This is a genomic window from Micromonospora sp. NPDC047812 (genome assembly GCF_040704175.1).
In the GTDB taxonomy this organism is placed as follows: Bacteria; Actinomycetota; Actinomycetes; order Mycobacteriales; family Micromonosporaceae; genus Micromonospora.
The window spans coordinates 331,093-356,403 of the sequence record NZ_JBEYRY010000001.1 but is presented as its reverse complement, the minus strand read 5'-3'; the positions used below and the strand labels follow the sequence as shown (position 1 = coordinate 356,403).

The 25,311-nt window shown below is 73.5% G+C and carries 20 protein-coding genes; 8 read left to right on the top strand and 12 right to left on the bottom strand.

The genetic code is table 11. The features are described 5' to 3' along the window. Positions 1-22: 22 nt before the first annotated feature. Positions 23-1,204 carry an acetoin utilization protein AcuC gene (locus tag AB0883_RS01580; RefSeq protein ID WP_366638576.1) on the bottom strand — a complete coding sequence of 394 codons (1,182 nt, stop codon included), beginning with the start codon at positions 1,202-1,204 and terminating at the stop codon, positions 23-25. A gap of 108 nt (positions 1,205-1,312) precedes the next feature. After that, positions 1,313-2,170 (bottom strand): sulfurtransferase, encoded by an 858-nt coding sequence (locus AB0883_RS01575; RefSeq protein ID WP_366638575.1) that lies wholly within the window; start codon positions 2,168-2,170, stop codon positions 1,313-1,315. 97 nt (positions 2,171-2,267) lie between these two features. Between AB0883_RS01575 and AB0883_RS01570 the strand changes: the two genes are divergently transcribed. After that, positions 2,268-2,954, top strand: coding sequence for a metal-dependent transcriptional regulator (locus tag AB0883_RS01570; RefSeq protein ID WP_366638573.1), 687 nt, complete (start codon positions 2,268-2,270; stop codon positions 2,952-2,954). A gap of 31 nt (positions 2,955-2,985) precedes the next feature. On the opposite strand, the gene AB0883_RS01565 is transcribed toward AB0883_RS01570, so the two are convergent. Continuing rightward, entirely contained in the window at positions 2,986-3,534 is a 549-nt protein-coding gene (locus AB0883_RS01565) for a hypothetical protein (protein ID WP_366638572.1), read from the bottom strand. Between the two features lie 89 nt (positions 3,535-3,623). After that, positions 3,624-3,866: a DUF5522 domain-containing protein gene (locus AB0883_RS01560; RefSeq protein ID WP_366638570.1), complete on the bottom strand. Its 243-nt coding sequence runs from the start codon at positions 3,864-3,866 to the stop codon at positions 3,624-3,626. 295 nt (positions 3,867-4,161) lie between these two features. Between AB0883_RS01560 and AB0883_RS01555 the strand changes: the two genes are divergently transcribed. Together AB0883_RS01555 and AB0883_RS01550 are read left to right on the top strand one after the other, a co-directional pair. Then, entirely contained in the window at positions 4,162-5,433 is a 1,272-nt protein-coding gene (locus AB0883_RS01555) for an MFS transporter (RefSeq protein ID WP_366638569.1), read from the top strand. A 414-nt stretch (positions 5,434-5,847) separates the two neighbouring features. Beyond that, the gene (locus AB0883_RS01550; RefSeq protein WP_366638568.1) at positions 5,848-6,165 is read left to right on the top strand and encodes a TraR/DksA family transcriptional regulator; all 318 of its coding nucleotides are present in this window, start codon (positions 5,848-5,850) and stop codon (positions 6,163-6,165) included. A 295-nt stretch (positions 6,166-6,460) separates the two neighbouring features. Here the strand turns inward: AB0883_RS01550 and AB0883_RS01545 are convergent, their stop codons facing one another. Continuing rightward, the gene (locus tag AB0883_RS01545) at positions 6,461-9,340 is read right to left on the bottom strand and encodes a vitamin B12-dependent ribonucleotide reductase (RefSeq protein ID WP_366638566.1); all 2,880 of its coding nucleotides are present in this window, start codon (positions 9,338-9,340) and stop codon (positions 6,461-6,463) included. A 69-nt stretch (positions 9,341-9,409) separates the two neighbouring features. Then, positions 9,410-9,910 carry a transcriptional regulator NrdR gene (gene nrdR, locus AB0883_RS01540; RefSeq protein WP_121395973.1) on the bottom strand — a complete coding sequence of 167 codons (501 nt, stop codon included), beginning with the start codon at positions 9,908-9,910 and terminating at the stop codon, positions 9,410-9,412. Between the two features lie 567 nt (positions 9,911-10,477). Here nrdR and lexA point away from each other — a divergent pair. Then, positions 10,478-11,260, top strand: coding sequence for a transcriptional repressor LexA (gene lexA / locus AB0883_RS01535; protein ID WP_366638564.1), 783 nt, complete (start codon positions 10,478-10,480; stop codon positions 11,258-11,260). 121 nt (positions 11,261-11,381) lie between these two features. On the opposite strand, the gene AB0883_RS01530 is transcribed toward lexA, so the two are convergent. Together AB0883_RS01530 and hflX are read right to left on the bottom strand one after the other, a co-directional pair. Then, complete coding sequence (locus tag AB0883_RS01530) at positions 11,382-13,076, bottom strand: hypothetical protein (RefSeq protein ID WP_366638562.1); 1,695 nt, start codon at positions 13,074-13,076, stop codon at positions 11,382-11,384. Positions 13,077-13,127: 51 nt separating this feature from the next. Next, positions 13,128-14,579: a GTPase HflX gene (hflX, locus tag AB0883_RS01525; protein WP_366638561.1), complete on the bottom strand. Its 1,452-nt coding sequence runs from the start codon at positions 14,577-14,579 to the stop codon at positions 13,128-13,130. 175 nt (positions 14,580-14,754) lie between these two features. Here hflX and AB0883_RS01520 point away from each other — a divergent pair, with 175 nt between their 5' ends. Further along, a complete protein-coding gene (locus tag AB0883_RS01520; protein ID WP_366638559.1) occupies positions 14,755-16,221 on the top strand; it encodes an NAD-dependent malic enzyme in 1,467 nt (488 codons plus the stop codon). A 172-nt stretch (positions 16,222-16,393) separates the two neighbouring features. Here AB0883_RS01520 and dapF read toward each other — a convergent pair whose 3' ends face one another. The 3 genes from dapF to AB0883_RS01505 are packed head-to-tail and all read right to left on the bottom strand — an operon-like array spanning position 16,394 to position 18,892. After that, the gene (gene dapF, locus AB0883_RS01515; protein WP_366638557.1) at positions 16,394-17,242 is read right to left on the bottom strand and encodes a diaminopimelate epimerase; all 849 of its coding nucleotides are present in this window, start codon (positions 17,240-17,242) and stop codon (positions 16,394-16,396) included. A gap of 7 nt (positions 17,243-17,249) precedes the next feature. Then, on the bottom strand, positions 17,250-18,176 hold the full coding sequence (gene miaA / locus AB0883_RS01510; RefSeq protein ID WP_366638555.1) for a tRNA (adenosine(37)-N6)-dimethylallyltransferase MiaA: 927 nt from the start codon (positions 18,174-18,176) through the stop codon (positions 17,250-17,252). Beyond that, complete coding sequence (locus AB0883_RS01505; RefSeq protein WP_366638553.1) at positions 18,173-18,892, bottom strand: hypothetical protein; 720 nt, start codon at positions 18,890-18,892, stop codon at positions 18,173-18,175. Before AB0883_RS01505 ends, miaA begins: the two co-directional genes overlap by 4 nt. A 391-nt stretch (positions 18,893-19,283) precedes the next feature. Between AB0883_RS01505 and AB0883_RS01500 the strand changes: the two genes are divergently transcribed. The 3 genes from AB0883_RS01500 (at position 19,284) to AB0883_RS01490 (ending at position 23,689) form a co-directional block, all read left to right on the top strand. Next, entirely contained in the window at positions 19,284-20,492 is a 1,209-nt protein-coding gene (locus AB0883_RS01500; RefSeq protein ID WP_132232950.1) for a DUF349 domain-containing protein, read from the top strand. Positions 20,493-20,853: 361 nt separating this feature from the next. Continuing rightward, the gene (locus AB0883_RS01495; protein ID WP_366638551.1) at positions 20,854-22,455 is read left to right on the top strand and encodes a cellulase family glycosylhydrolase; all 1,602 of its coding nucleotides are present in this window, start codon (positions 20,854-20,856) and stop codon (positions 22,453-22,455) included. 274 nt (positions 22,456-22,729) lie between these two features. Beyond that, positions 22,730-23,689 carry a right-handed parallel beta-helix repeat-containing protein gene (locus tag AB0883_RS01490; RefSeq protein WP_366638549.1) on the top strand — a complete coding sequence of 320 codons (960 nt, stop codon included), beginning with the start codon at positions 22,730-22,732 and terminating at the stop codon, positions 23,687-23,689. A 54-nt stretch (positions 23,690-23,743) separates the two neighbouring features. Here AB0883_RS01490 and miaB read toward each other — a convergent pair whose 3' ends face one another. Further along, a complete protein-coding gene (gene miaB / locus AB0883_RS01485) occupies positions 23,744-25,270 on the bottom strand; it encodes a tRNA (N6-isopentenyl adenosine(37)-C2)-methylthiotransferase MiaB (RefSeq protein WP_366638548.1) in 1,527 nt (508 codons plus the stop codon). Between the last annotated feature and the right edge of the window lie 41 nt (positions 25,271-25,311).

Below are 25,311 nucleotides of genomic sequence, written 5' to 3'. Positions count from 1 at the left end.
TGTGCGGCCCTCCCCGGCCTGATCAGTCCCGCGGGTCGTACGGGTCGAGCCCGAACAGCGGGAAGGCGGTCTTGCGGGCCGCCGCGATCGCCCGGTCCACGGCACTCGGCTCGCCGGTCGGCTGCCACGGCTCGTACGCCGGGTCGACGTCGTCGGTCATCCGCAGCGGGATCTGCCGGCCCGGCCGGCGCGCGGCGGCCAGCTCCCGCCACGCCGGCGGGGTCAGCGTCGCCGGGTCGATCGGCTCCCCGGCCGCCACCGCGAGCAGGTGCGTCCAGGCCCGGGGCACCACCTCCACCAGCGCGTACCCGCCGCCGCCGGTGGCCACCCAGCGGCCCTCGCAGAGCTCGTCGGCGAGCGCCCGCAGGGCCAGGTAGGTGGCGCGCTGCCCGTCGACGGAGAGGTTCAGGTCGGCGAGCGGGTCGAGCCGGTGCCCGTCGGCGCCGCACTGGGTGACCAGCACCTGCGGCCGGAACGCGCGCAGCACCGACGGCACGACCGCGTGGAAGGCGCGCTGCCAGCCGGCGTCGTCCACACCGGGCGGCAGCGGGACGTTGACGGCGCTGCCCACGGCACCCGGCCCGCCCGTCTCGTCGGGGAAGCCGGTGCCCGGGAAGAGCGCCAGCGGCGTCTCGTGCACGCTGACCGTCAGCACCCGGGGGTCGTTCCAGAAGACCTGCTGCACCCCGTCGCCGTGGTGCACGTCCACGTCCACGTACGCGACCCGCTCGGCGCCCAGGTCGAGCAGGCGGGCGATGGCCACCGCCGGGTCGTTGTAGACGCAGAACCCGGCGGCCCGGGCCGGCATGGCGTGGTGCAGGCCGCCGGCCACGTTGACCGCCCGCCGGGCCTCGCCCCGCCAGACCGCCTCCGCCGCCGCCACCGTCGCGCCGGTGACCAGCGCGCTCGACTCGTGCATCCCCTCGAAGACCGGGTTGTCCGAGGTGCCCAGCCCGAAGCCGGCGAAGAGCGGATCGCGGGGGGCGGCCCGCACCGCGGCCAGGTAGCGCGGGTCGTGCACCCGGCTCAGCAGCGCGTCGTCGGCCGGCTCCGGCTTCACCAGCCGCACCCCGGGGCGCGCCAGGACACCCAGCTCCCGGGCCAGGGCGAAGGTCAGCTCCACCCGTACCGGGTCGAGGGGATGGTCCCCCATGTCGTAGGCGAGCAGCGACTCGTCCCACACCACCACCGTGTCGTCGGACATGGCCCCATCGTCGCACGCGCACCCCGGCACGCCCGTGCACGCGTTGCTCAGCCGCCGGGTGTCGCCCGGTACCCGGTTCCCGCCCGGCCGCCGGGTGTCGTTCCTCGCTCAGCCGGCCGGGGTCGGCCCGGTGGCCACCGGGCGGGCCGGGTCGGCCACCCAGTTGCTCCACGAGCCGACGTAGAGGGCGGCGTCCGGGCGGCCGGCCAGGTGCAGGGCGAGCACGGCCTGCGCGGCGGTCACCCCCGACCCGCAGTACGCCCCGACCCGACGGTCGTCGCCCACCCCGGCGGCGGCGAAGCGCTCGCGCAGCGCCTCGGCGGCGGGGAACCGGCCCTCGGCGACGTACTCGCCGGCGGGCAGGTTCACCGCGCCGGGAACGTGGCCCGCGACCGGGTCGATCGGCTCGGTCTCGCCCCGGTAGCGGGGCGCGGCGCGCACGTCGAGCAGGACACCCTCGCCGGCCGCGGCCAGCCGGGCCGCCTGCCCCGCGTCGAGCACCGGCAGCGCGCCGGGGCGCACCTCGACGTCGCCCGGTCGGGGGTTCGGCGCCGTCGTGCTGGTGGGCAGCCCGGCCGCCAGCCACGCCGGGAAGCCGCCGTGCAGCAGCCGTACCGGCCGGTGGCCCGCCCAGCGCAGGGTCCACCAGGCGCGGGCGGCGGCCATGCCGTCGCCGCCGTCGTACACCACGACGGGATGACCGGCCCGCACGCCGGCGGCCCGCAGCGCGGCCCGGAGCGCGGCGGGGTCGGGCAGCGGGTGCCGCCCGGCGGGGCCGGGCGGCCCGCAGAGCGCGGTGTCCAGGTCGACGAAGACCGCGCCGGGCAGGTGGCCGGCGGCGTAGTCGTCCCGGCCGGGCGGGCCGGCGAGCCGCCAGCGGACGTCGAGCAGCGTCGGCGGGTCGGCCTGGCCGAGTTCGACCGCGAGCCGCTCGGCCTCCACCAACAGATCCTCGGTTGCGGACATGGCGTCCAGTCAACACCATCCCGGCACCGACCTGGCGGTTCGCCGTGGGTCGTTCGGTGAACGCCGAGGTAGCATCGTTGGCCGGAGGTCCGCTGACGTGAAGCATGATCTGGTCGACACGACCGAGATGTACCTCAAGACCATCCTCGAGCTGGAGGAGGAGGGGGTGCCGCCCCTGCGTGCCCGCATCGCCGAGCGGTTGGGGCAGAGCGGGCCGACCGTCAGCCAGACCGTCGCCCGGATGGAGCGCGACGGCCTGTTGACCGTCGAGGGTGACCGTCACCTGGCGCTCACCGCGCACGGCCGCAGCAACGCGGTCTCCGTGATGCGCAAGCACCGGCTCGCCGAGTTGCTGCTGGTCAACGTCATCGGGATGCCCTACGAGGAGGCCCACGAGGAGGCCTGCCGCTGGGAGCACGTGATGAGCGACGCCGTCGAGAAGCGGGTCTACGACCTGCTCAACCGGCCGACCCGCTCCCCCTACGGCAACCCGATCCCGGGGCTGGAGGAGCTGGGCAAGCCGGAGCAGACGGCCGCCGCCCCCATCGAGGGTGAGCGCAACCTGGCGTTCCCCGGGCTGTCGGGGCCGGTCGTGGTGCGACGCATCTGCGAGAGCGTGCAGACCGACTCGGACGTCCTGCGGCAGCTGCACGCCGCCGGCGTCGACCCGGGCGCGACCGTGCTGGTGGCGCAGGAGCGCGACGGGGTCTCGATCGACCGCTCGGGCGAGCGGATCAGGCTGCCCCGCGAGATCGCCTCCCGCGTCTTCGTCGCCGCCCACTGACCCGCCAACCCGCGCCCGCGTGCGGGCGGGGTCAGACGGCGCGGGTGTCGAGCTGTCGGGCCAGGGCGACCAGGGCGGTGGTGAGCTTCTCGGCCTCGGCCCTGTCGGCGTCGCGCGGGGTGGCGTAGCGCAGGGTGGCGAGGCGTCCCTCGGCGGCCAGCCAGCCCACCTCCGCGACCGGCCCGAGGGCGCCCTTGGCCGAGGTGGTCCGCCGGTACGCCCGCTGGCCGAGCCCGGAGACCTTGGCCGCCTTCTGCGGCACCACGTCGGCGGTGAAGGTCGCCGCGTCGATCGACGTCCGGGTGACGGTCAGCGTCAACTCCGGCAGGGCCTCGCGACCGGCGCGCACCACGCAGGTGTGGCTGTCGCCCGTCGCGCTGGCCGCCGCGACGTCGAAGCGGAAGCCCGCGTGCCGCTCGATCACGCCGAAGTCCAGCAGCCGGCACGCCCCGCCGGAGGATGCGGCGGCCACGTCGACCGCGACCGGCGCGGGAGGTGGTACGGCCACCGGTTCCGCCTCCCCGCCGCACCCCGTCACCAGCAGCAGGGTCACCCCGGCGCCCACCATCCGCCCGCGCACGATCACTCCTCCGCTGCCCACCCCGACGTGTCCGCCGGACACCGTACGATGTGGCCCGCCCGGGCGGTAGCCCTCCGTCGGCCGGTCGCTCAGTCGTCGACGTACGGGCAGTGCCGGCAGCCGCGCCCGCAGCAGGTGCCGCGCCGGGCCAGGAAGCCCGCGCTGAGCACGAAGAGACCGGTCGCCGGGTCGAGGTAGCCGGCCTCACCGGCGCTCAGGGCGGCGGCGTGCGCGGCCAGGATCCGCTCCCGGTCCGGGTGCTGCGGCGGCAGCCGGGACGGGTGCGGGTCGGTCAGCGGCCGGTCCGCCAGCGGTCGTCGCTCTCCGGTCACCGGCGCAGTCTAGAGAGGCGCTCGCCGCCCCCCTTCCGGAGCCGCGCCCGGACGCCGCCGGGTCCCGCACGCGCGTCGCCCACTCCCGGGATCGCGCCCGGACGCCCCCGGGATCGCGCACGCGCTCGCGGAGCCGCCGAACCGACGCGTCGGATAACCGGTGGCGCCGGTCCGGACGGGGCCGGCAGGCTGACCCGATGGACCACCGACGGGCCGGGCGCCCGCGTCGGGTGTCGGCCGCCGGGATCCCGGCGGCCTCCCCGCGACAGTCGTCGACCGGCCCCGGGGACCCGACGTGACGCAGCAGGCGATCACGCCCGTCGGAGGTGCCGCCCCGAAACGGCCCTCGTTGCTGCGCAGCCGCAACTTCGGGCTGCTCCTGGCCGGGCAGACGGTCAGCGAGCTGGGCACCCGGGTCTCCAACGTGGCGGTGCCGCTGCTCGCCGTCGGCACGCTCGACGCCAGCGTCTTCCAGGTCGCGCTGCTGACCGCGCTCGCCTGGGTGCCGTACCTGATCTTCTCGCTGCCGGCCGGGATCCTCGCCGACCGGCTCGACCAGCGGCGGCTGATGGTCGTCTGCGACCTGGGTCGGGCGGCGCTGCTGCTGTCGGTGCCGGTGGTCGCCCTGGCCGGTCGGCTCACCCTCGGCTTCCTGTACGCGGTGGTCGGGCTCTCCGGCGTGCTCACCGTCATGTTCACGGTGGCCCACAAGAGCATGCTGCCGAGGCTGGTGCCGTCGGACCGCCTCGTGGACGCCAACGCGAAGCTCACCGTCGGCCAGGACTCCGCCGAGCTCGTCGGCCCGACGATCGGCGGCGTGCTGGTCGGGCTGGTCGGCGCCGCGAGGACGTTCGTCGTCACCGCCGTCGCCTTCGCCGTGAGCGGGTTGACCCTGCTGCTGATCCGGGAGGCGCCGGCCGAGCCCGCGCCACGCCGCGAGCGGGTGCCGCTGCGGGTGGAGATGACCGAGGGGCTGGGCTTCATCCGCCGCCAGCCGATCCTGCGCAGCATCCTCGCCTGCACCACCACCTCGAACTTCTTCGTCATGGCGTCCGGCTCGATCGAGGTGGTCTTCCTCCTTCAGGTGCTGCACGCGCCGCCGGCCCTGGTCGGGCTGGTCTTCTCGGTCAGCGCCGTCGGCGGCCTCGTCGTCGGCGCGTTCGCCGGTCGGTTGACCGCGTGGCTCGGCTCGGCCCGGGTGATCTGGGTGGCGATGGCCGTCCCGGGCCCGCTCTACCTGCTGATGCCCCTGGCGCAGCCCGGTCGGGGGGTGCTGCTCTACGGCATCGGCATGGCCGCGTTCTCCGCCAACGCGGTGCTCTACAACGTGGCCGCCATGACGTATCGGCAGCGGATCACCCCGCCCGCCCTGCTCGGCCGGGTGAACGCGGCGTTCCTCTGGGTCTGCTTCGGCGTGATCCCGTTGGGCGCGCTCACCGGCGGCACGCTCGCCAGCCAGCTCGGGCTGCGACCGGCGCTGTGGATCTGCGTGCTCGGCACGTGGAGCGCCTCGCTCTTCGTCGTCCTCTCCCCGCTGCGGCGGATGCGGGACATGCCGGCGACCTGACCGGCCGACGTCGGAACTGGCCCCCGGGCGGGCCCCGCCGGCGACCGACCAGGCCGCACGTCCCGGCCTGGTGACCCCGGGCACCGGGCCGGCCCCGTGCGCACGGAAGCACGTTGGCTTTCCGCTCCGCCCGGCCTATGGTGGCTGCATGTGTTCGACCGGTCAGCAGAACAGCACCGCCGTCGTGGTGACGGCGGCGCCCGCTGCTGCCTGCCGGTGTGCCCTGCGGGTGAACGTGGCGACCCGGGTGGTGCGATCCGCGGTCGCGCCGTCGTGCGCCGGCTCGGTCGCCTCCCGCCTGCCGAGCCCCGCCGGACGTGGCCCTCCGTGAACCGGTTGCAACTCTTGCGAACGGCCACCAGGGCGAAGCTATCCGGCTTCGGCCCTTTTTCTTTTTCCCGAAGGAGCTACGCCATGACCACGCCCACCCAGTCCAGCGAGCAGAAGTGGCTCGACGACCTGCGTACGACACTGACCAACGACTTCGAGGCGCAGACCGTCCGGCTGACGCAGCTCACCGCCGACACCGGTGACCCGGGCGAAGCCCACACCCAGAGCGCGCTGATCGCCGCCACCCGGCAGAGCATCGAGCAGATCAGCGGGGCGCTGCGCCGCCTCGCCGAGGGCCGCTACGGCACCTGCGAGCGCTGCTCCGCCGCGATCCCCCGGGAGCGCCTGGAGGTGCTGCCGCACGCCCGCTTCTGCGTGCCCTGCCAGCAGAAGCAGCACTGACGTACGCACGGCTGCCGTGCCGTTCTCCGGCACGGCAGCCCGCCGGGTCAGCCGAACCAGGTCATCGCCTGCCCGTGCGAGCGGTTGGAGATCCGGTGGCCGGGCAGGCGGCGTACCACGTCGGCGAACGCCGCCCGGACGCCGAACGCGGCGTACGTCCCGGCGCTCGTCGTCTCACCATGATCGCGGCTCGACCCGCGTCCTCCGGGCCGAGCCGACGACGACCCGCATCGCTGTGCCAGAGAGGCCACGAGCCCCGGGCGTCGGAACACCCGGGGCTCGTCGCAGTCGTACGTCAGCTGCAACCGCTGGTGGAGCCGCAGCCCTCGCAGACGTAGCAGCTACCGGCCGGGCGCATCTTCGTACCGCAGGTGAAGCAGAGCGGTGCGTCGGCGGCCTTGCCGATCACGGCCTCCAGCAGTTCGGTGCTGGAACCCACGGACGGCGCCGGCTTGGCGGCGGCCACGTCGGCGGTCTCCTGCGCCGGCTGGGCGACCGGTCCGGTCTTCGGCTCGGCCGGCGCCTCGACCGGGGCGGAGGCGGCCATCGCGGTGAGGTCCGCACCGCTCGCCTCCGCCTCCGCCTCGGCCCGCAGCTGGGCGGCCCGCTCGCTGGCGGTGAAGATGCCCAGCTCCGCGCGGCGCTCGTACGGCAGGAAGTCCAGCGCCAGGCGACGGAAGATGTAGTCCATCACCGAGGCGGCCATCCGCACGTCCGGGTCGTCGGTCATCCCGGCCGGCTCGAAGCGCATGTTGGTGAACTTGCTGACGTACGTCTCCAGCGGGACGCCGTACTGGAGACCGATGGAGATGGCCACCGAGAAGGCGTCCATCACGCCGGCCAGGGTCGAGCCCTGCTTCGACATCTTGAGGAAGACCTCGCCGAGGCCGTCGTCCGGGTAGGACGAGGCGGTGAGGTAGCCCTCGGCGCCGCCGACGGAGAAGCTGACCGTCTGGGACGGGCGCTTCTTCGGCAGCCGCTTGCGCACCGGGCGGTACTCGACGACCTTCTCGACGACCTTCTCCACCTCGGCCGGGGCCTCCGTGGTCGCGACGGCCTTGTTCGGCTTGGCGACCGACAGGGGCTGGCCGACCTTGCAGTTGTCGCGGTAGATCGCCAGCGCCTTGAGGCCCAGCTTCCAGCCCTCGAAGTAGATCTTCTCGACGTCCTCGACGGTCGCCTGCTCCGGCATGTTGACCGTCTTGGAGATGGCGCCGGAGATGAACGGCTGGACGGCCGCCATCATCCGCACGTGGCCCATCGGGGCGATGGACCGCTCGCCCATCGCGCAGTCGAAGACCGGGTAGTGCTCCGGCTTCAGGCCCGGGGCGTCGACCACGTGGCCGTGGTCGGCGATGTGCTCCACGATCGCCTCGACCTGCTCCTCGGGGTAGCCGAGGCTGCGCAGGGCGCGCGGCACGGTCTGGTTGACGATCTGCATCGAGCCGCCGCCGACCAGCTTCTTGAACTTGACCAGCGCCAGGTCCGGCTCCACGCCGGTGGTGTCGCAGTCCATCATCAGGCCGATGGTGCCGGTCGGCGCGAGCACGCTGGCCTGCGAGTTGCGCCAGCCGAACTTGTCACCGATCTTGTTGCCCTGGGTCCACTGCTTCGTCGCCTCGCGGACGAGCGCGGTGGCCACGGTGCCCGAGGGCTTGATCTCGTCGTTGGCGGCGGCGTGCTTGCGCATGACCCGCTTGTGCGGCTCGGCGTTGCGGGCGTAGCCGTCGTACGCGCCGACGACGCCGGCCAGCTCGGCGGAGCGGCGGTACGCGGTGCCGGTCATCAGCGACGTGATCGCCGCGGCGACCGAGCGACCCTGCTCCGAGTCGTAGGGCAGGCCGGAGGCCATCAGCAGGGCGCCCAGGTTGGCGTAGCCGATGCCGAGCTGCCGGTAGGCGCGGGTGGTCTCGCCGATCTTCTCGGTCGGGAAGTCGGCGAAGCAGATCGAGATGTCCATCGCGGTGATGACGAACTCGACGGACCGGACGAACTTCTCCACCTCGAAGCCGCCGTCGGCGCGGAGGAACTTCATCAGGTTGAGCGAGGCCAGGTTGCACGAGGAGTTGTCCAGGTGCAGGTACTCCGAGCACGGGTTCGACGCGGTGATCCGCCCGGTCTCCGGGCAGGTGTGCCAGTCGTTGATGGTGTCGTCGTACTGCAGGCCGGGGTCGGCGCACTCCCAGGCGGCGTGGGAGATGGTGCGGAACAGGCTCTTGGCGTCGATGGTCTCGATCACCGCGCCGTCGAGCCGGCCGCGCAGGTCGAAGCCGCCGCCGTTCTCCACGGCGGTCATGAACTCGTCGGAGACCCGGACGGAGTTGTTGGCGTTCTGGTACTGCACGCTGACGATGTCGGCGCCGCCGAGGTCCATGTCGAACCCGGCGTCGCGCAGCGCGCGGATCTTGTCCTCCTCGCGCGCCTTGGTGACCACGAACTCCTGGATGTCCGGGTGGTCCACGTCGAGGATGACCATCTTCGCCGCGCGCCGGGTGGCGCCGCCGGACTTGATGGTGCCGGCGGAGGCGTCCGCGCCGCGCATGAAGCTGACCGGGCCGGAGGCGTTGCCGCCGGAGGAGAGCAGCTCGCGGGAGGAACGGATCCGGGACAGGTTCACGCCGGAGCCGGAGCCGCCCTTGAAGATCAGCCCCTCCTCCTTGTACCAGTCGAGGATGGAGTCCATCGAGTCGTCGACGGCCAGGATGAAGCAGGCGCTGACCTGCTGCGGCGAGGGCGTGCCGACGTTGAACCAGACGGGCGAGTTGAAGCTGAACACCTGGTGCAGCAGCATCCAGGTCAGCTCGTGGGCGAAGATCTCGGCGTCGGCCGGCCCGGCGAAGTAGCCGTACTCCTCACCCGCCGTGCGGTAGGTGGTGACCACCCGGTCGATCAGCTGCCGGAGCGACCACTCCCGCTCCGGGGTGCCCACGGCGCCCCGGAAGTACTTGGTGGTCACGATGTTCGCCGCGTTGACGCTCCACGACTCCGGGAACTCGACGCCGCGCTGCTCGAAGTTGACCGAGCCGTCCCGCCAGTTCGTCATGACGATGTCGCGGCGCTCCCACGCGACCTCGTCGTAGGGGTGCACCCCCTCGGTCGTCCAGACCCGCTCGATCTTGAGCCCCGCGCCGGCCTTGTTGCGTGCCCTGCTGGTTGTCACACCATCCCCCGACATCTCATCCGCCCCCTCGTCCGCACGGCCACCCGCCGCCCGATCCGACTGTCATCACCTGTAAGAGAAACTTCAACTGGTACGGCCGGCGGCCTCGGCCGCATCGGCCCCGGCGCCCTCCCGGGCGCGCGCGGCGGCCCGCAGCGTCTCGATCTCGCGCTCGAAGTCGGCGAGCGAGTCGAACGACCGGTAGACGCTGGCGAACCGCATGTAGGCGACCTCGTCCAGGTCCCGCAGCGGACCCAGGATGGCCAGCCCCACCTCGTGGCTGGGGATCTCGGCGGCCCCCTTGGCCCGGACGGTCTCCTCGACCTTCTGCGCGAGCAGCGCGATCGAGTCGTCGTCCACGGGCCGGCCCTGGCACGCCTTGCGCACCCCGCCGATGATCTTCGTACGGCTGAACGGCTCGGTCACCCCGCTGCGCTTGACGACCGCGAGGACCGCCTCCTCGACGGTGGTGAACCGCTTGCCGCACTCCGGGCAGGATCGCCGCCGGCGGATCAACTGGCCGTCGTCGGCCTCCCGCGAGTCGACCACCCGGGAGTCGGCGTGTCGGCAGTACGGACACCGCATCGCACCCGACCTCCTTCATCGATCGCGGGCCCGCCGACCGCTTCCCGGGCATGCGTCAGCGCGACGGAGCCATCTGCCGATGGGCTTCGCCGTGTCGACGGTGCCGGAGTGCGGTCGGTAGTCGAACCCAACCTGTAGGCGACTTACGCCCGTGTGACTACTACATCTAGGGGTCGACCGTATGCCGCTGCGGATCGGAGGTCAAGTTGGCCGGCGTGTCCGGCGCGTCACCCGACCCCCAAGGCGACCGGCACCGCCGCCCGCCGGAGGACCAACCGTCCGACACCCCCGCGGGTTACCGGTCCGGCCGTGGCGAAACGGCCGACGAACGGACGAAAGTCGAACACCCGTTCGACCCGGCGTACCATTTATCAGAACACGAGTACGAGCGGAGCGGTTTTTCACGCCGACACGCCGAGCAAGGTCGTACAGATGTTTGAAAATGACCGATCTCACCTATACGGTCTTGAACAACCGGGCGCGGAATCCTCCGTCCACCGGTCAGCTCGCACCACCGCACGCACCACGAGCCGCCAAGGCACCCAGCGCCGACCAGGGAGGACGGACGTGACCGAGGATCGGGCCAGCCGGCCGAAGAGCCCGCAGCAGATCACCGAGGCGGGACCGCCGGCCACCCGACGCCGGGGCGCCGCGCGCAGCCGGACCGGGCAGCCCACCGTGCGCCCGGTCACCCCGGTGGTCAGCGCCTTCCCCGACCCCGCGACGGTGGATCTCACCGCCCGGCAGCGCCGGATCCTGGAGTTCATCCGCACCTGGGTCGAGCGGCACGGCTACCCGCCGAGCGTGCGCGAGATCGGCGAGGCCGTCGGCCTGGTCTCGCCGTCCAGCGTCGCCTACCAGCTCAAGGAGTTGGAGAAGAAGGGCTTCCTGCGCCGCGACCCCAACCGGCCGCGCGCCGTGGACGTCCGCGCCCCCGCCGACGTCGACGAGGAACTGGCCCGCTCGCAGCGCCCCGCCCCGGCCTACGTGCCGATGCTGGGCCGGATCGCGGCCGGTGGCCCGATCCTGGCCGAGCAGGCCGTGGAGGACGTCTTCCCCCTCCCCCGCGAGCTGGTGGGTGAGGGCGAGGTCTTCATGCTCCAGGTCAAGGGCGACTCGATGCTGGACGCGGCGATCTGCGACGGCGACTGGGTGGTGGTCCGACAGCAGCCGACCGCCGAGGCCGGCGACATCGTCGCCGCCATGCTCGACGGCGAGGCGACCGTGAAGACCTACCGCCGCCGCGACGGGCACGTCTGGCTCATGCCGCAGAACCCGGCCTTCGACCCGATCCCCGGCGACGACGCCACCATCATGGGCCGGGTCGTCGCGGTGCTGCGCCGCATCTGATCCGCCACCGCGCCGGGTGGCCGCCCTCGACGGTCACCCGGGCACCGCTGCCGCCCAGCCGCAGGGCCTGAGCGTCCGCAGGGCCTCAGCGTCCTTCGCCGTGTCCGGCGGGCCCAGCGCCTCAGTAACGGTCGCCCCGGTAGCCCCGGCCGCCACCGGGCACGTGACCGTAGCCGCGACCGTCGTCGGGGCCGTCGTCACGCCGGCGGGCCCGCCGCTGGCCACGGGGGTCAGGATCGTCGCCCCGCCGTGGCGGCTCCGCCCGGCCACCGCCGTAGACGCCGCCGCCCGGCTGTCCCCCGCCACCGTAGACACCGGCACCGGGGCGACCGCCGCCCTGACGGCCGCCACCGCCCTGGCGGCCACCGCCGCCCTGACGTCCGCCGCCACCGGGCGGGGGCCCGCCCAGGCCGGGCGGTCCGTCCACGGGCGGGCGACCGCCGCCGTAGACCCCGCCGCCAGCAGCCGGACGGGCGCCACCGTAGACGCCACCGCCGGCCGGGCGGGCGCCGCCGCCGGCCGGCGCGGGACCGCCGCGCCCACCGGCCGGGCCGCCGTAGACGCCGGCCGCCGGCGCACCGCCGTAGACGCCGCCCCGACCCCGGTCGCCCGGCGGACGGAAGCCGTCGTCCGCCGGCCCGCGCCGGTCGTCGGCGAGGGCGTCGTCGCGCTCCGGTCCGTCGTCGCCGCGCAGCGTCGCCGGCTTGCGCCGGGACCGGAGGATGCCGAAGACACCCGCCGCCACCATCAGCGCGCCGATCACCCCCACGGCCGCGATCAGGTACGTGATGTCGCTCAGGCTCAGGCCGTCGACCCAGGACTGGCCGGCCTTCTTCGGGGCGTCGCCCCCGCCGGCCACCGGCTTCGCGCCCTCCGTGGAGGGCGTGTAACCGAGGATGTCGATCGGGGCGTCCTCATCGAGCTGGCCGCCGTCGGAGACGGTCAGGAAGGTCTTGCCGTCGGGGCTGTAGGTGATCGCCTCACCGAACGGGTCGGCGAGCGCCGTCACCCGGGGCTTGCCGCCGGTCAGGGCCGCCACGACGTTGCCGTCGGTCACGTCGTACTCGAAGGCGTCGGCGTAGGTGCGCACCACCACCCGGGTGCCGTCGGGGGACCGGGCCGCGCCGGTGATCGCCACGCGGCCGGGAGCGCCGAGCCGGTTGTCCGTGTCGGTCTCCGGCAGGCTGATCTCGCCGACCTTCTTCATCGGTACGGCCGGGGTGTCCCCGCTCTTCATCTTCTCGGCGGGGGTGAAGATCTGGGCCTTGCCGGACATCACCTTGGTGATGATCAAGGGGGTGCCGTCGTCGCCGATCAGCAGCGCCTCGGCGTCGTGCGGCTTGCCCTCCGGGTAGGAGAGACGGTGCAGCTGCGGGCGCTTGGAGCCGTTGACCGGCATGCTCCACAGCGCCACCCGCTCGCGACGCTCCCGGCTGGTGACGTTGTCACCGGTGTCGGCGATCCAGAGCGTCGTGCCGTCCGGGGAGAGCGCCAGGTCCTCGGTGTCGAACGGTCCCTGGCCCGAGTAGCGGACCGGCTCCTTCGAGATCCCGCACTTGGTGTCGAGGAAGAAGACCCGCTTGCGGCTCTCCACCTCGGTGCCGTCGTTGATCACGATGTAGCCGCTCTTGGTGGCCACCAGGCCCGACAGCTCCCGCAGCCGCTCGTCGGTGACCGTGCACCGCTTCTTGCCGGGTGCCGCCGCGAGCGGGGACGCGGCCGAGGCCGGTGCCGCAGCCAGGGCGACTCCGGTACACGCCACGGTCGCCCCCAGCAAGCCGAGGGCGACCGTGACCGAAGAAACAGCGCGGCGCATTGAATCAGTGTCGCATGCCGGGCGTTTCCGACGCGTGACGCCGGGAGGCCGTCACCGCGCGCCCGCGACCGCCTGGCCCTCGTCCGCCCGGAACGGCGCCAACTCGGCGGCGAGCGCCTCGCCGACCCGGACGTGCACCAGGGTGCCCTCGGCCAGGTGGGAGGTGCTCAGCACCTCGCCCTGACGGTGCACCCGGGCCACCAGGTCGCCCCGGTCGTACGGCAGCACCGCGCGGACCTCCACCGCCGGGCGGGGCAGCCGCGCCTCGACGGCCTCGCGCAGCCCGTCGATGCCGCGACCCGTGTGCGCGGAGACGAAGACCGCCTCCGGCCAGAGCCGCTTGAGCCGCAGCAGCGTCTCCTCGTCGGCCGCGTCGGTCTTGTTGACCACCAGCAGCTCGGGCAGCCGGTCGGCGCCCACCTCGGCGAGCACCTCGTGGACCGCCCGGACCTGCTCCTCCGGGTCCGGGTGGGTGCCGTCGACGACGTGCACCACCAGGTCGGCCTCGGCGACCTCCTCCAGGGTCGAGCGGAACGCCTCGACGATCTGGTGGGGCAGGTGCCGGACGAACCCGACCGTGTCGGAGAGCGTGTAGAGCCGTCCGTCGGCCGTGGTGGCCTTGCGGGTGGTCGGGTCGAGGGTGGCGAAGAGCGCGTTCTCCACCAGCACGCCCGCGCCGGTCAGCCGGTTGAGCAGGCTCGACTTGCCGGCGTTGGTGTAGCCGGCGATGGCCACTGCCGGCACGGCGTTGCGGGAACGCCGGGCGCGCTTGGTCTGGCGTACGGTCCGCATGCCCTTGATCTCCCGGCGCAGCCGGGCGATGCGGTGGCGGATCCGGCGCCGGTCGGTCTCCAGCTTCGTCTCACCGGGGCCGCGCAGACCCACGCCGCCGCCGGCGCCGCCGCCGCGACCGCTACCACCGGTCTGCCGCGAGAGGGTCTCACCCCAACCACGCAGGCGCGGCAGCAGGTATTCGAGCTGGGCCAGCTCGACCTGCGCCTTGCCCTCCTTGCTCTTGGCGTGCTGGGCGAAGATGTCGAGGATCAGCGCGGTGCGGTCGACCACCTTGACCTTGGTGCGCTGCTCCAGGTTGCGCAGCTGGGACGGCGACAGCTCACCGTCGCAGATCACCGTGTCAGCGCCCGTGGAGAGCACGACCGAGCCGAGGTCGTCGACCTTGCCCCGGCCGACGTAGGTGGCGGGGTCGGGGCGGGTGCGCCGCTGGATCAGCCCCTCGAGCACCTGCGAGCCGGCGGTCTCCGCCAGCGCGGCCAGCTCGGTGAGGGAGTTCTCGGCGTCGCTCTGCGAGCCCTCGGTCCAGACGCCGACGAGGACCACGCGCTCCAGGCGCAGTTGGCGGTATTCGACCTCGGTGATGTCCGCGAGCTCGGTGGAGAGGCCGGGGACCCGCCGCAGCGCCTGCCGCTCCGACAGCTCGAACTCACCGGTGGTGGCGTCGAGCTCGTCGTCCTCGTAGGGAAGAAGGGTCTCCTGGTTGTGCAAGCCGGTCTCCTGTCCGTTCTGTCACGTACCGAGCAATCCTGACATGTGCCAACGCGGAACGCACCCGCTATATGCCCGCTCGAACGGGCCACAAAAGTGGGGGCGGATGCCGGAGGGGCCGGCAGGGGCGAGTAGAAATGCGGGGCGAGCCGTTCAGCGTCGACGGAGGGATCCCGTGGCCATCACCCGACTTCCAAGTGCCGGATTCTCGATCACGATTCGGATCGCCGTGCCGGCGGACGCGTCCTCGATCGGCCGGCTGACCACCTCCGTGGGTGAGGCCGGGGCGATCGTCACCGCGCTCGACGTGGTGGACTCCGACCCGACCCACGTGCTCGTCGACCTGACCTGCGACACCGCCGACGCCAGCCACGCCGACCAGGTGGTCGACGCGTTGACGGCGCTGGACGGCGTGGACGTGCGCAAGGTCTCCGACCGGACCTTCCTCCTGCACCTCGGCGGCAAGATCGAGGTCAGCTCGAAGGTGGCACTGCGCAACCGCGACGAGCTGTCCCGGGCGTACACCCCGGGGGTGGCGCGGGTCTGCATGGCGATCGCGGAGAACCCGGCCGACGCCCGCCGGCTGACCATCAAGCGCAACACCGTGGCCGTGGTCAGCGACGGCTCCGCCGTGCTGGGCCTGGGCAACCTCGGGCCGGCGGCGTCGCTGCCGGTGATGGAGGGCAAGGCCGCGCTGTTCAAGCGCTTCGGCGGGGTGGACGCCTGGCCGGTGGTGCTCGACACCCAGGACACCGACGAGATCGTGCAGATCGTCAAGGCGATCGCCCCGGCGTACGGCGGGATCAACCTGGAGGACATCGCCGCGCCCCGCTGCTTCGAGATCGAGGCGCGGCTGCGCGAGGCGCTGGACATCCCGGTCTTCCACGACGACCAGCACGGCACCGCGATCTGCGTGCTGGCCGCGCTGACCAACGCGCTGCGCGTCGTGGGCAAGCAGCTCGCGGACGTCCGGGTCGTGGTCTCCGGCGCGGGCGCGGCCGGCACCGCGATCATGAAGCTGCTGCTGCGCCAGGGCGTCGGCGACATCATCGCGTACGACCGGCAGGGTGCCCTGCACCGCGGCCAGAGCGGGCTCAACCCGGCCTGGCAGTGGCTGGCCGAGAACACCAACAAGGAGAACTACTCCGGCGACCTGGCCGGGGCGGTACGCGGCGCGGACGTCTTCATCGGGGTGAGCGCGCCGAACCTGCTCACCGGCGACGACATCGCCACGATGGCCAAGGACTCGATCGTCTTCGCGCTGGCCAACCCCGACCCGGAGGTCGACCCGCGGGAGGCGCGCAAGCACGCCGCCGTGGTCGCCACCGGCCGCTCCGACCAGCCGAACCAGATCAACAACGTGCTCGCCTTCCCGGGCGTCTTCCGGGGCATGCTGGACGCGCACGCCGAGGAGTTCACCGAGGAGATGGCGATCGCGGCGGCCCGGGCCATCGCGGACGTGGTCGGCGAGGACAAGATCAACCCGACGGTGATCGTGCCCAGCGTCTTCGACTCCCGGGTCTCCCCGGCGGTCGCCGCGGCGGTCCGCGCCGCCGCCCAGAACCCGGCCCCGGCCCCCGCCGCCGACCCGGGCCCCGCCGACCTCCCCGAGATCGCCGCCGAAGCCAGCGCCACCCCCTGACCCCCCGCCTGACCCCTGCTCCGCCCGCTCCCCTCCACCCCCGGCCCAAGCGCCGTCGATCATGAGGTTATTGCCTCAGGGAAGCGCTCTCCCTGGCAGTAACCTCATGATCGACGGGGGCCAGGGGGCGACACCGGCCTGGCCGAGCGGGGCGGGGGTGGAGGCAGGGGGGTCAGGGGGTCGTCAGGGTGGTGGGGTCGAGGGTGCCGGTGGCCACCAGGGTGGCCGGGCCGGCCAGCCAGCAGGAATCCTCGGTCACCGTGACCGACAGGCGTCCGCCGGGGACGTCCACCGCCAGCACGCCGGTGTCCCGGCCCGCGTCGCGCAGGGCCACCGCGGCCACCGCGCAGGCGCCCGTGCCGCAGGAGAGCGTCTCGGCGGAGCCGCGCTCGTACACCCGCATCAGCACGTGGCCGTCGGTGCCGTCGACGGGCTCGCCCGGCGCCGTGAACTCCACGTTCACCCCGGACGGGAAGACCACCGGGTCGACGTCGGGGGCCCGGGTGAGGTCGAGCGCGGTCAGCTCCAGCCCGGCCGGCAGCGCGCAGACCAGGTGCGGGTTGCCCACGTCCACGGCCGTGCCGGGCAGGGTCAGCCCGCCGAGGGTGGCGGTCGCCGTGTCGTACAGCCGGGGGCGGCGCATCTCGACGGCGATGGCGTCGGCCGTGACCAGCGCGCGCACGACGCCGGCCCGGGTCGCCACCGGCAGCGCCCCCTCCGCCGGCTCGGCCAGCCCGGAGGCGACCAGGTAGCGGACGAAGACCCGGGCGCCGTTGCCGCACATCTCCGCGAACGACCCGTCGGCGTTCCAGTAGTCCATGAACCACTCGGCCTCGCCGGACGTCCCGGTGCCCTCCGGGTGGGCGGCCGCCCGGACCACCCGCAGCACGCCGTCGCCGCCGAGGCCGCGCCGCCGGTCGCAGAGGGCCGCGACCAGCCCGGGTGTCAGGTCGAGCCGGTTGTCCGGATCGGGCAGGATGACGAAGTCGTTGCCGGTGCCGTGGCCCTTGGTGAACTGCACGCCCCCATCATCGCGCAGCGGCGGGAAGCAGGCGCAGGGCGGCCGGGATCAGGTCCGGCGCGGACGCGTCCAGCCAGTGGATCCGCGGGTCGCGGCGGAACCAGGAGCGCTGCCGCCGGACGAAGCGCCGGGTGGCCCGGACGGTCTCGTCGTGCGCCTCGGCCTCGGTCAGCTCCCCGGCGAGGAAGCGCAGCACCTGCTGGTAGCCGAGCGCGCGGCTGGCCGTACGGCCCTCGGGCAGGCCGCGCGCGACCAGGTCCCGGGTCTCGGCGACCAGGCCGTCGGCCCACATCCGGTCCACCCGCAGGGCGATCCGCTCGTCCAGCAGGGCGGTGTCCAGGTCCACCCCGAGCTGCACGGACGGGTAGTACGGGGTGGGGTCGGGCAGCGCGGCGGTGAACGGCGCCCCGGTCAGCTCGATGACCTCCAGGGCGCGCACGATCCGCCGGCCGTTGCCGGGCAGGATCCCCGCCGCGGCGGCCGGGTCGGCCTCGCGCAGCCGGGCGTACAGGGGCGCGGGGCCGACCTCGGCCAGCTCCCGCTCCAGCCGCTCGCGCACCGCCGGGTCGGTGCCGGGGAACTCGAAGCGCTCCAGCACCGCCCGCACGTAGAGGCCGGAGCCGCCGACCAGCAGCGGCACCCGGCCCCGGGCCAGGACGTCGTCGACGGCGGCGCGGGCCAGCCGCTGGTACTCCGCGACGCTCGCCGGCTCGGTCACGTCCCAGATGTCCAGCAGGTGGTGCGGCACCCCCTCGCGCTCGGCCGGGGTGAGCTTGGCGGTGCCCACGTCCATGCCCCGGTAGAGCTGCATCGAGTCGGCGTTGACCACCTCGCCGTCGAGGGCGTGCGCGAGGGCGATGCTCAGCGCCGACTTGCCGGCCGCCGTCGGCCCGACCACGGCGACGACCGTCCCGGCCGGTGGACGGGTGGTCACGCCGGCGCCCAGGACGACACGAGGTAGGCGACGCCGTAGGGCGCCGAGTGGTGGCGCAGCTCGCCGCGCCAGTCGCCGCCCGTCGCGCGCACCGCCCCGGCCAGCACCTGCCACGGCGCGCGGCCGGCGGCCTTCAGCTCCGCCGACAGGGCCGGGTCCAGGTCGAGCAGGGCCTCCGCGTCCGCGTCGGCCAGGGCGCGGGCGACCCCGTCGTCGTACGCCTCGGCGCGCGGGTCGTCGTAGCCGGGCGACTTCGGGCCGCGGCAGGCCGACCCGTCGCCCATCACCAGCAGGGCGGTACGCGGCTCCGTCGCCGCGCCGAGCGCCGCCCCCAGCTCGGCGCACTCGGCCGGGGAGGCGTCGGACGCGACGGAGCGGGCCAGCCGGGGCAGCTCGGTGCGGGAGCGACCGAGCAGCCACGCGCCGACGGTCAGGCTCAGCGGCAGCCGCTCGCCGCCGGCGCAGTTCACCTTCCACAACCGCACGTGCCGGTCGAGGCCGTACTGGCGCAGCGAGCCGTGATCGGCCGCGTTGAAGTGGGTGGTCTCCGGCCCGCCGCCGACCAGGACGATCACCTCGGGGTCGGCGGCGAGCAGCCCGGCGACGGCGGCGTCGCAGGCGGCACGGAGCTCGTCCAGCTCGGGCGCGGCGGCGCCGGCCAGCTCGGGGACGATCAGCGGCGGGTGGGGGCAGACGGCAGCGGCGACCAGGGGCACCCGGCAACGGTATCGGCACGACGGCGCCGCGCGCCCCGCACCCGGACTCCCGGAGGAGGTTCGGTGTCGCGTCCGCCGGCTCGGGAAGAGCGCCGCTCCTGCCCGCTGGTCCGCTCCGGCGGGTCGCCGCGTGGTCGGGTCGCCCCGGTGGCCGCCCGGCTGCCGGGTCACCACGCCGCCGCCCGCCCGTGCCGACACGTCGTACGCCCGGATTCCGACACTCCTCCCAGGGAGCCTGTCCGCGGGCGCTAGGACACCGTATGGTCACGGTCGGCGATAGGCGCTCGACGGGAACGGGGTCGCACCTGTGACAATGCCGGGGGAAACTTTGCTGCGCCGTGGCGGCGATCGCGGGACTGCTCCCCGACGCCGGGAGAACGAGGATGGGCACATGAGCGACTGGACTGCCTTCGGACGGGTGGACGCGGACGGCACCGTGTACGTCAAGACCGCCGACGGCGAGCGGGTGGTCGGATCCTGGCAGGCGGGAGCGCCCGAGGAGGGGCTGGCCCACTTCGCCCGCCGCTTCGACGACCTGGTGACCGAGGTCAACCTGACGGAGGCCCGGCTCAACTCGGGCGCCGCCGACGCCGGCCATTCACTGACCACCATCCGGCGGATCCGCGCGTCGCTGGCCGAGGCGCACGTCGTCGGCGACATCGACGCGCTGGCCGCCCGGCTGGACCGGCTCGCCACGGTGGCCGAGGAGAAGGCCGGCGAGGCCAAGGCCGCCCGGGACGCCGCCCGCGGCGAGGCGCTCGCCCGCAAGCAGGCCCTCGTGGAGGAGGCGGAGAAGCTGGCAGCCGAGTCGACCGGCTGGAAGACCGCCGGCGACCGGCTCAAGGAGATCCTCGACGAGTGGAAGACCATCCGCGGGGTCGACAAGAAGGCCGACGGTGAGCTGTGGAAGCGGTTCGCCGCCGCGCGCGACGGTTTCACCCGTCGCCGGGGCGCCCACTTCGCCTCCCTCGACGCGCAGCGCAAGCAGGCGCAGACGGTCAAGGAGGAGCTGGTCGCCGAGGCCGAGAAGCTCAAGGACTCCACCGACTGGGCGGCCACCGCCAACCAGCTCAAGGAACTGATGAACCAGTGGAAGGCCGCTCCCCGGGCCTCCAAGGAGGCCGAGCAGAAGCTCTGGGAGCGGTTCCGGGGCGCGCAGGACGAGTTCTTCACCCGGCGCAGCGAGGTCTTCTCCGCCCGCGACAACGAGCAGCGGGGCAACCTCGAACGCAAGCAGGCGCTGCTCGCCGAGGCCGAGGCGCTGGACGTCGACGGCGACCCGAAGGGCGCGCAGGCCAAGCTGCGGGAGATCCAGGCCCAGTGGCACGAGGCCGGCCGGGTGCCCCGCGAGGCGGCGGCCGGGCTGGAGCGCCGGCTGCGCGCGATCGACGAGAAGGTCCGCGAGGTGATGGACTCCGCGTGGCGGCGCACCACCAAGGAGGACAACCCCCTGCTCGCCCAGATGCGCGCGCAGGTCGCCGAGGCCGAGGAGCGGCTGGCCCGGGCCCAGGCGGCCGGCGACGCCCGGCGGGTCAAGGAGGCCGAGCAGGCGCTGGCCTCCAAGCGGCAGTTCCTCCAGCTCGCCGAGCAGGCCGGCTGAGCCGGACCGACCCGCCACGACGGGCCCCGAACCACCTCGGGACGAGCCATCACGGAAGCCCCCGGTCCGCCACGGACCGGGGGCTTCCGCCTGTCCGCCCGTAGCCGCCCGGCCGACGGTTGACGCATCGAGGCGCGCTGATCAGAATGAGCGGCGGAGCCAGGTCCGGCACCGGCGCGAGGGCGCCGGCGGCGCACACCGCGTCGTCGGGGGACGCCGGTGGTACCGCGAGTGGCCGCATCCCACGTGGCACGTCCCGTCGCGCCCTGTCCGCGTACTCCCTGAGGGAGCGTGACGGCCGTCGCCCGGTTCCCGCCCGCGCCGCCTGAGGCGGCGGCGGGCAGTTCGAAGTGGAGCTCGCATGCACCGACGCAGCGCCCTCGGCGGCGCGATCACCGCGCTCGCCACCGCCGCGGCCGGCGTCCTCGTCGCCGCCGCCGTCAGCACCGCCCCGGCCGTCGCCGCCCCCGCCGGCACCGGCACCGGCTACCTGCACACCGACGGCAACAAGATCGTCGACAGCACCGGCACGACGGTACGCATCACCGGCATCAACTGGTTCGGCATGGAGACCGACAACAAGACCTTCCACGGCCTGTGGTCCACCAACCCGTGGCGGGGGCAGGTCGACAAGATGGCCAGCCTCGGCTACAACACGCTGCGCGTGCCGTACTCGAACGACGCGCTGAAGCCGGGCGCCACGGCCAGCGGCATCAACGACTTCGTCAACCCGGACCTGGTCGGGCTCTCCCCGTTGCAGATCCTCGACAAGGTCATCGAGTACGCCGGCGGCAAGGGGATGCGGGTCATCCTGGACCGGCACCGGCCGACCTCGGCCGGCCAGTCCGCGCTCTGGTACACCCCGACGGTCTCCGAGGCGACCTGGATCAACGACTGGAAGATGCTCGCCCAGCGGTACGCGGGCAACACCACCGTGATCGGGGCGGACCTGCACAACGAGCCGCACGCCGAGGGGACGAACCCGGCGGCCACCGGCGCGTGCTGGGGCTGCGGCGATCCGGCGCGGGACTGGCGGCTGGCCGCCGAGCGGGCCGGCAACGCGATCCTGTCGGTGCAGCCGAACTGGCTGATCTTCGTGGAGGGGGTGAGCTGCCCCAGCGGCGGCCTCTCGAACGTCTGGGACAACGACCCGAGCAACGACGAGGACTGCGGCTGGTGGGGCGGCAACCTGACGAAGGCCAAGGACTTCCCGGTCCGGCTCGACGTGCCGAACCGGCTGGTCTACTCGCCGCACGAGTACGCCACCTCGGTCTTCGAGCAGAACTGGTTCAAGTCCCCCGACTTCCCGACGAACCTGCCGGGCATCTGGGACAAGTACTGGGGTTACCTGCACAAGCAGAACATCGCGCCGATCATGATGGGCGAGTTCGGCAGCACCCTGGCCGACCCCCGCGACCGGGTGTGGCTGGAGAAGCTGATGGCCTACACCGGCACCGGGGTCGACGGGATGTCCTTCACCTACTGGTCGTGGAACCCGAACTCCGGTGACACCGGGGGCATCGCGCTCGACGACTGGACCAACATCAACACCACCAAGCAGGCCATCCTCCAGCCGTACCTGATCCCGCCGGTGGGCGGCGGGGGCGGCCCGACCGGCACGCCGACGGCGACGCCGACCTCGACGCCGCCGCCCAGCGGCGGCTGCACCGCCGCGTATCGGCAGGTCAACGCCTGGCAGGGCGGCTTCCAGGGGGAGCTGACGGTGACGAACACCGGCACCGCGACGGTCAACCCGTGGCAGGCCACCTGGACCTGGCCGGCCGGGGTGAGCCTGGCCAGCGGCTGGAACGCCACGGTGACCCAGTCCGGCGCCACGGTGACGGCGGCGGCCCCGACCTGGGCCGGGGCGCTGGCGCCGGGCGCCTCGGTGACCGTCGGCTTCACCGCCAACGGCGCGTCCGCCGCGCCGGGCGCGGTGAAGCTCAACGGCGTCGCCTGCTGATCACACCTCCGCATCGGCGGTCGTTCCCCTCGGGGACGGCCGCCGATCGGCGGATGGGCGGAGCCAGGCCTTTACATCGATGGGTGTCTGTGTTTACATCAGGAAAGCGCTTACCTGATTGCGTGAGTGCCAGCACGGGAGCCGCAACTTCGCGCAGCCAGTCCGTATCCGCGGGGCCGCCGACCGCCGTCCCCGCCGACCAGACGCCACCGGGCACGGCGTCGCAGGGTCGGCCCACGGTCCGCGAGCCCCGCCACCACCGAAGGGAAGCACCATGCGTACGTCCCGACGTCGCACCACCCTGCTCGCCGCCGCCGCCAGCGCCGCCCTGCTCGCCGCGGGGGCGCTGACCACCGGCACCGCGCCCGCCTCGGCCGCCCCCACCGGGCTGGTCGGCTGGGCCACCCAGAACGGCGGCACCACCGGCGGCAGTGGCAACCCCGTCACCGTGACCACAGCCTCCGCCCTGACCAGCGCGGTCGGCTCCAGCAGCGCGGCGGTGATCCGGGTCTCCGGCACCATCTCCTGCTCCGGCATGCTGCGGGTCCGGTCCAACAAGACCATCCTCGGCAACCCCGGCGCGACCATCGCCGGCTGCGGCTTCAACATCAGCGGCGACCGCAACGTCATCATCCGCAACCTGACCTTCCGGAACTGGAACGACGACGCGATCAACGTGCAGGAGTCGGCCACGAACGTCTGGATCGACCACAACAGCTTCACCAACGGCTACGACGGCGCGGTCGACATCAAGCGGGGCTCGGACTTCGTCACCGTGTCGTGGAACCGGGTCTACGACCACGACAAGGCGATGCTGCTCGGGCACAGCGACAGCAACGGCAGCCAGGACACCGGCCACCTGCGGGTGACCTACCACCACAACTGGTTCGACGAGAGCAGCCAGCGCCACCCCCGGGTCCGCTTCGGCAACCCGGTCCACGTGTTCAACAACTACTACGACAGCAACAGCGGCTACGGCGTGGCGTCCACGGAGAACGCCGGGGTGCTCGTCGAGGGCAACTACTTCGAGAACGTCGACGACCCGTACCACCTCGGCGAGGGCGACTCCGGCCCGGGCACGCTGGTCGCGCGGAACAACCACTTCGTCAACTCCGGCAGCGGCCAGGCCGGCGGCAGCGTCAAGAGCATCCCGTACTCGTACAGCCTGGACGCCGCGAGCAGCGTGAAGTCCATCGTGACCGCCGGCGCGGGCGCCGGTCGGATCCAGGTCTGACGGGCTGAGCGCACCGGCCGGGGCCCGCGCCTGCGGGCCCCGGCCGGTCGCGGGTCAGTGGGCGGCGCAGCCGGTCGTCGGCGCGGGCGTCGTGGCGGGCGCGCCGATCGTGGGTAGCCCGAGCAGCACCCCCGGCGTACGCGGGGCACGCCCCGCCTCGGCCGCGTCGCCGGCCCGGGTGCGCCGGTGCGACAGCGGCTCGCCGTCGGCGTTCAGGTGGTGCGGGGCGGCGTAGGTGACGGTGGTGTGCACGATGTCGCCGGGGCGGATCCGGCCGGCCGGGGAGCCCGCCTCGCCGTGCTGGCCGTTCGCGCCGGTGGCGAAGTGGACCAGGCGGCCGTCGCGGGCCCGGCCGGACATCCGGCCCGTGCGCTCGTCCTTGCGCCCCTCGCCGACGGCGACCAGCACCTCGACGGTCTCCCCCACGAGCTTCTTGTTCTCCGCCCAGGTGATCTCCTCCACGCAGGCGATCAGCCGCTCGTAGCGCTCCTGCACGACCTGCTTGGGCAGCTGCCCGTCCATAGTGGCGGCCGGCGTGCCGGGGCGCTTCGAATACTGGAAGGTGAACGCGGAGGAGAACCGGGCCTCGCGGACCACGTCGAGGGTGCGCTCGAAGTCGGCGTCGGTCTCGCCGGGGAAGCCGACGATGATGTCGGTGGTGATCGCCGCGTCCGGCATCGCCGCCCGGACCTTCTCGATGATGCCCAGGTAGCGGTCGGCCCGGTACGAGCGGCGCATGGCCCGCAGCACGTCGTCGGAGCCGGACTGGAGCGGCATGTGCAGCGAGTGGCAGACGTTGGGCGTCTCGGCCATCGCGGCGATCACGTCGTCGGTGAAGTCCTTCGGGTGCGGGCTGGTGAACCGCACCCGCTCCAGCCCCTCGATGTCGCCGCAGGCGCGCAGCAGCTTGCCGAAGGCGTGCCGGTCGCCGAACTCGACGCCGTAGGAGTTGACGTTCTGCCCGAGCAGGGTCACCTCCAGCACGCCCTCGTCGACCAGGGCGCGGACCTCGGAGAGGATGTCGCCGGGGCGGCGGTCCTTCTCCTTGCCCCGCAGAGAGGGCACGATGCAGAACGTGCAGGTGTTGTTGCAGCCGACGGAGATCGACACCCAGCCGGCGTACGTGGACTCGCGCCGGGTGGGCAGCGTCGAGGGGAAGACGTCGAGGGACTCGAGGATCTCCACCTCGGCCGCCGCGTTGTGCCGGGCGCGGTCCAGCAGCACCGGCAGCGACCCGATGTTGTGCGTGCCGAACACCACGTCGACCCAGGGCGCCTTGCGGACGATCTCGCCCCGGTCCTTCTGGGCGAGGCAGCCGCCCACGGCGATCTGCATCCCCGGGTGCCTGGCCTTGACGGGGCGCAGGTGACCGAGGTTGCCGTAGAGCCGGTTGTCGGCGTTCTCCCGGACGGCGCAGGTGTTGAACACCACCACGTCCGGGTTGTCGTCGGCTTCGGCGGCGCGCACGTAGCCCGCCTGCTCCAGCAGGCCGGAGATGCGCTCGGAGTCGTGCACGTTCATCTGGCAGCCGTAGGTGCGCACCTGATAGGTGCGCGGGCTGCTCGCCGCTGCGGTAGTCATGACCCGGACAGCGTATCCGGGCCCACCGACCGGATTAAACG

Coding starts and splice junctions, on each gene's coding strand:
- AB0883_RS01500 (WP_132232950.1), top strand. CDS start 19,284: ATGAGCGACTGGACTGCCTTCGGACGGGTGGACGCGGACGGCACCGTG.
- AB0883_RS01530 (WP_366638562.1), bottom strand. CDS start 13,076: ATGCGCCGCGCTGTTTCTTCGGTCACGGTCGCCCTCGGCTTGCTGGGG.
- AB0883_RS01580 (WP_366638576.1), bottom strand. CDS start 1,204: ATGTCCGACGACACGGTGGTGGTGTGGGACGAGTCGCTGCTCGCCTAC.
- miaB (WP_366638548.1), bottom strand. CDS start 25,270: ATGACTACCGCAGCGGCGAGCAGCCCGCGCACCTATCAGGTGCGCACC.
- nrdR (WP_121395973.1), bottom strand. CDS start 9,910: ATGCGGTGTCCGTACTGCCGACACGCCGACTCCCGGGTGGTCGACTCG.
- AB0883_RS01575 (WP_366638575.1), bottom strand. CDS start 2,170: ATGTCCGCAACCGAGGATCTGTTGGTGGAGGCCGAGCGGCTCGCGGTC.
- AB0883_RS01550 (WP_366638568.1), top strand. CDS start 5,848: ATGACCACGCCCACCCAGTCCAGCGAGCAGAAGTGGCTCGACGACCTG.
- AB0883_RS01495 (WP_366638551.1), top strand. CDS start 20,854: ATGCACCGACGCAGCGCCCTCGGCGGCGCGATCACCGCGCTCGCCACC.
- AB0883_RS01490 (WP_366638549.1), top strand. CDS start 22,730: ATGCGTACGTCCCGACGTCGCACCACCCTGCTCGCCGCCGCCGCCAGC.
- AB0883_RS01545 (WP_366638566.1), bottom strand. CDS start 9,340: ATGTCGGGGGATGGTGTGACAACCAGCAGGGCACGCAACAAGGCCGGC.